Origin of the sequence: Flavobacterium sp., assembly GCF_044368625.1 — a bacterium.
Classification (GTDB): Bacteria; Bacteroidota; Bacteroidia; order Flavobacteriales; family Flavobacteriaceae; genus Flavobacterium.
This window is the reverse complement of the sequence record NZ_JBIPPD010000223.1, coordinates 1-5,266: the sequence shown is the minus strand read 5'-3', so window position 1 is coordinate 5,266 and position 5,266 is coordinate 1. Positions and strand designations below refer to the sequence as shown.

General features: G+C 33.9%; 6 protein-coding genes. All 6 read right to left on the bottom strand.

Features of this window, described 5'->3' with window-relative positions:
- Positions 1-316 precede the first annotated feature (316 nt).
- Positions 317-1,069 carry a T9SS type A sorting domain-containing protein gene (locus tag ACIQ2X_RS13560; protein ID WP_396179467.1) on the bottom strand — a complete coding sequence of 251 codons (753 nt, stop codon included), beginning with the start codon at positions 1,067-1,069 and terminating at the stop codon, positions 317-319.
- 81 nt (positions 1,070-1,150) lie between these two features.
- Positions 1,151-2,815, bottom strand: a complete 1,665-nt coding sequence (locus tag ACIQ2X_RS13555) for a hypothetical protein (protein ID WP_396179466.1) — start codon at positions 2,813-2,815, stop codon at positions 1,151-1,153.
- 10 nt (positions 2,816-2,825) lie between these two features.
- Positions 2,826-3,371, bottom strand: a complete 546-nt coding sequence (locus tag ACIQ2X_RS13550; RefSeq protein WP_396179465.1) for a hypothetical protein — start codon at positions 3,369-3,371, stop codon at positions 2,826-2,828.
- Positions 3,372-3,378: 7 nt separating this feature from the next.
- Positions 3,379-3,933 (bottom strand): DUF6252 family protein, encoded by a 555-nt coding sequence (locus tag ACIQ2X_RS13545; protein ID WP_396179464.1) that lies wholly within the window; start codon positions 3,931-3,933, stop codon positions 3,379-3,381.
- A gap of 11 nt (positions 3,934-3,944) precedes the next feature.
- The gene (locus ACIQ2X_RS13540; protein WP_396179463.1) at positions 3,945-4,724 is read right to left on the bottom strand and encodes a hypothetical protein; all 780 of its coding nucleotides are present in this window, start codon (positions 4,722-4,724) and stop codon (positions 3,945-3,947) included.
- A gap of 78 nt (positions 4,725-4,802) precedes the next feature.
- Entirely contained in the window at positions 4,803-5,084 is a 282-nt protein-coding gene (locus tag ACIQ2X_RS13535) for a DUF6252 family protein (protein ID WP_396179462.1), read from the bottom strand.
- Positions 5,085-5,266: the final 182 nt, after the last annotated feature.

Genomic DNA, 5,266 nt, shown 5'->3' with positions numbered 1-5,266 from the left:
AAACCGATATTAAAAAATATAAAGCATCATTAGATAATGCTTAAACCGAATTAAAGTCGGATTAAAGATTTTTTAATTTGGTTTAAATTGAATTAAATTCGCAATAAATGTTTTATAATTTGGTTTAAATTGAATTAGATGCGTAATTAAGGTTTTCTAAGTTGGTTCAAACAGTATTAAATTCGCAATAAGTTTTTTTTAGTTCATTTAAGCATTTTTTGATTTGGTTTAATAACACACATGAATAATTTTTTCCAAAAAAAAATCAGTTTTTGAACAATTCAAAAACTGATTTTTTAAATATAATTATTATCTATTAAGATTTAATGATTGTATAACTTTCTGTTTGACCAAAGTATTCAAAAATAATGATATACGATCCTGATGGAAGGTTTGAAATATTTATTTGTGCAGGTGTTGGATGTACCAGTAAATTGGTGTACTGCTGGACCAAAATTCCTAAACTATTAAATATTGACATATTTACTCTTATACGTTCCAATAGTTGGTTACCGCCAGTATTGTGTGACGTATTTAATGGATCGTTAGTCTCAGGTATTAAAAACCAAGGTGCATCTGCTTTGACTCCAATAGTTACTAAACCAGATGTTACCGGATTTGGACTAACTAAAAAGTTAGCACCAACGATAGGAGAAGGATCGGCGGGGATATCGCAGGCTATTGTACATCTGGTTAAAGGGAATTCAAACTGTTGCCACGCACTCCAACCACAACTGTTTCTGACTCTTACTCTAAAACTGAAATTTGTATTGCACTGCGGACTGATTAAAATGTTGCCTGAAGAAGTATTAACCGACCATGCAACATCTGTAGTAAATTTTTCCCATTGGTATTCGAGTAGTGCATCCGCATCAAAAAGGACTTTCATTCTAATTTGATTACAGCCCTCTCCGTTCATACCAATAGAAACGGAAGGTTCCTCAGGGCTATAACCATTTTGATTGCCGATGGGAATAAGACTGTTGAATTTTGGTACACCTACCCAAACTTGTTTTGCTAAGGTAACAGTACCACAATCACCGCCATTGATTACCACCGTTAATGTCACCGACCCGTTTTGCTGACCTATTCTTGTAACAGTAGCTGTGTTGCCATTTGAAGTTATGGTTGCCGCCGACCCATTTATTGACTATGTATAACTTGGAGCACCTGGCGGAACAGTATAAGTTGAAGTGCCGCATAAAATTGGTGCACCAGCAATTGTGGTACCATCGCAAAGAAAGGAGCAATTGCTAGTAATAGAATTTTCCGTTAGCTCTCTAGCGAGCCATAAACCATTTCTAGGGTTAAAGGAAATGTGAACCGAATTGCTTGCATTTGGGTTATTGTTATCATAATCCGTAATAAAGTTTTCAAAAGGTGAGTTTTTAGGTGCTATTGGAGGTGTAGCTCCTACATAAGCCATTTTATAGTCATTATCGTTTAATGTTGTAATACCTTTGCCTATGTCTAAAGCACTTGCTGTAGGAATAAAACTAAAACCGTCACGAATATAAACTTCATCGGGTAAATCAACTTCTCCTGTTAATGCCGAAGTGTCATATCTACCTCCTCCGTAGGTATCAAATGGTAGGACATTACTAGGTTGGTTTTTTTCAACATTTGTAATATTTACGGTTATTGTGGGTGCCCATCCAAAGGCGCTAAACAGTTTCTTTTGATACGAAATTCTGCCTTTATAAATATTATTTCCAGTACCATACGGTATTGACTTAGCATTAAAGTTAGCCCTAAATTTTCCATTGCCTGGAATAAGACTAACAAATCCTGCCCCAATTAAACCTGCATTGCCAGCACTTGCACCTAAAATAAATCCTGTAGCAGAATCAAGGAAATCACCAAGACTGCCGTTTGTATCAAAACGCAGTAAATCATCGCCAGGATTAAAATTTTGAAATATACCACACTCTGCACCATTGCTTATCGCTACATTTCTAGTAAGTGTAGGATAACCGCCACTATTTGCAAGCCCTCTATTGCGCAACTCATTATAAAAACTTGAGTGGGCTGTATTAATAACTGAATAGTATCCATTAGACCAGTTTTTTAGTAACTGCTTGGTTGCAGGTTGGTCTAAAAGAGAATTTTCGAGAAGTGGAACTTGAAGTGCATTTAAATCTAAACCAAATGGCGTTGAAAATTCAAAGTATAAATTTGTTACATGGCGTAGCAAGTATTGTGCACTAATAGGAATATTTGCACCTTGTTGTGGTGCATCGTGGGACACAAACAAACGTGTATCGTGGGATAAACTATTTTGCTCCATATCTGCCAAGGCATAACGTGCCACTACACCTCCCATACTTTGCCCTAAAACTACATTTTTTACCGTGCTTCCTGATAATGCTTTTTGCTCATTGACCCATTTGATAACCTCTTCTAAAGCATACGCATTTTTTTGAAGATAATCTACGCCATTGTCCCAATTGACATAAATGATATCGTATTCTTGGTCGCCTGTCGTTTCAATTGTACTTCCCGTAATTAGTTGTTCAAATTCAAGTAAATTTGTTCTATTAACACTATTTGCAAATGACCTATAGGTAGTAATTCCATTTTCTTCTTCTGGCGAAATAATAATGCCCGGGTCAAATCCTTCGGCTACAATTAGAGGATTGGTAATTAAACCATCATGACCAGCATCATCAATCTCTAAAGTAACTTTTCCACGTTGTCCTAAATGGAATTTGGTTGCTGTAATTTCTTGTGTATAAATAGTATCAAATGGCACGGGATTTTGTGCATAACTATTGGCTACAATCAAAAGAATAATAAGTTGTATATATTTTTTCATGTGTTTTATTTTAAAAAGTTAAATCGAATCTACCCTCAGTAATGTTTACAATTTCTTCAGTATTTAATCCTTGAGCTTGAAATTCAAAAGTTCCCGACATTATTCCATTTTCAGTATCAAATTTTGTAAAAGTTACTGTTCCATAAAAATTTGAATTGGTATGAAACTCACCAGAATTTGAATTATTGAAAAACACATAATTCGCATTTCCACCAGTAAAGTCATCTAAAGTGGTTTTGTCGTTGTTAAGTATGTAAGTTGCCCCTTCTACCACTTCTGTTTTTCTTAAACCAATTTGTCCTGCTTTAAAATTATCGCCAAAGCCATTTTCCCAATTAATAACTAAATAATATTCTCCTTCTACAAGTTGGTAAAAGTTATTCATCAATCCGCTATCTGTAAAAGGTACGCCATTTACTAAACAACCAATGGTGTTTTTACCAGAAGTCGTCATTGGTGGTAGTTGGTCTATCGGGTTGGTAGTTTTTTTATTGTCATCATTAGTACATCCTGTTAGCACTAATAAGACGAGTATGTATTTTATATATGTTTTCATGTTCATTTTATTGATTAAAGGTTAAATCGAATCTACCCTCAGTAATGTTTACAATTTCTTCAGAATTCAATTCTTGCGCTTCAAATTCAAAAGTTCCCGACATTATTCCATTTTCAGTATCAAATTTTGTAAAAGTTACTTTGCCGTAATAATTTGAATTGGTTTGATATTCCCCAGAATTTGAATTATTTGCAAAAGTATAATTTGCACTTCCTCTAGTGAAAGTTTCTAAAGAGGCCCTACTAGTGTTAAGGAGATAAGTTTCCCCTTCTACAATTTGTGTTTTTATTAATCCAATCTGTCCGTCTTTAAAATTATCACCAAAACCATTTTCCCAATTAATTGCTAGATAATATTCTCCTTCTACAAGTTGGTAATAGTTATTCATCAATCCGCTATCGGTAAAAGGTACTCCATTTACTAAACAACCAATGGTGTTTTTGCCAGAAGTCGTCATTGGTGGTAGTTGGTCTATCGGGTTTTTGTGAGTTTTTCTGCTATCATCATTATTACAGGCTGTAATAACCAGAAAGACAAGTAAGTATTTTATATATGTTTTCATAATTTTATTTTTTAGCGGTTACCCCAAGGGACATGTACAAATCCTTGTATAAGTTTTATTCGAGATTGACTCAATAGCGAAGTACCATTAGTAAGGTTCAATTTGTATTTCCACACTTTTACTCCTTCATCAGAATAACTTACTGGAATGTTTTCATCAAATGCAACCACAACATATCCTAATTCATTGTCAAAATCTATTTCTAGGCTATGAACATCCGTTTGAAAATTAGAGTAAAAAATAGAAGAAGGAATTTTTACTTGAAATTCAAGTCCTTCGTAACTATTGATAGCTGGTGTCATTGCAAAAGTTTCAAATTCTTCATACGGATTTTGCCAAACATTATCAATATACTTGTCTGAAAATTGGTCGTTTGCAAAGTCTATTTTCCTGAGATTAATGGCATCGTTAATAAGTGAGGCGTATTTAAAATACAAGCCACTTACTGTAATGACTCCTGCGGTTCTTTCTCTGTTCCAGTTACTTTCATAACTGTTTGGGTTTACAAAACCTGTAGTGGTATTGATAATCCTGCTCGAAAAAAGGGTGTTGTAAATGTTCTTCAAAGCGGGTGCATCAACTATAGTACTATCGGTTAGTCTGCCATCATAGGCTTTAAGATTGGTAAATTCCATACCGAAATCTAGCAAAATACCGTGTGGCACGAGGGTTTTGTTTAAAGGTGCAAACATAGCGTTGGCCTGCCGGGCATATTCTGTGCTTATTTCTTGTTGTGCATTTGCTAGGCTAAAAACAAGCAGTAAAATAAAAAGTAGTAATTTTTGTTTCATAATGTCATGTATTTAATTTTATTCAAGTTGTTTAAAGTCAATCTACAGTGAAGTTAAAATTTTTGGTTCTATTTTGATTTAGTAGTGTCTATCGAATCTTCCCTCACGTACTTCTATAATTTCTCCATCAGAATTTACTGCATCAAACCAAAAAGTGCCAGAAAGTATTGCGTTATTAAAATCGTGGTTTGTTATTTTTAATTCGCCAACTATTATATCGGTAGTATTATGATCGCCTGTTCCATTAGTGAAATCGACATAAGTGCCATAAGCATATGTTTGGGAACTATCATTTAAATTAAGTTTTAATGGAATAATTAACCCTTCTGTTAAGTGTTTGTTTAAACTGAAAATTCCCAAAGAGTTGATAATGTCGTTATTTCTTTCTCCAATAAATAAAACAAAATTTAAATCATCTTGATAAGATAAGGGATTTGTTCCTGGAATAAACCCTTTAGGTAAAAAAGCTTTGAGTTATATATTTAGTTTCTGTATTATTTGATTTTGATATATTGGCATTTCTATCATCATTCTTTCGATTG

Excerpts from the sequence above, each read along its gene's own strand:
- ACIQ2X_RS13555 (WP_396179466.1), bottom strand. The coding sequence starts at position 2,815 with ATGAAAAAATATATACAACTTATTATTCTTTTGATTGTAGCCAATAGT.
- ACIQ2X_RS13550 (WP_396179465.1), bottom strand. The coding sequence starts at position 3,371 with ATGAAAACATATATAAAATACATACTCGTCTTATTAGTGCTAACAGGA.
- ACIQ2X_RS13545 (WP_396179464.1), bottom strand. The coding sequence starts at position 3,933 with ATGAAAACATATATAAAATACTTACTTGTCTTTCTGGTTATTACAGCC.
- ACIQ2X_RS13540 (WP_396179463.1), bottom strand. The coding sequence starts at position 4,724 with ATGAAACAAAAATTACTACTTTTTATTTTACTGCTTGTTTTTAGCCTA.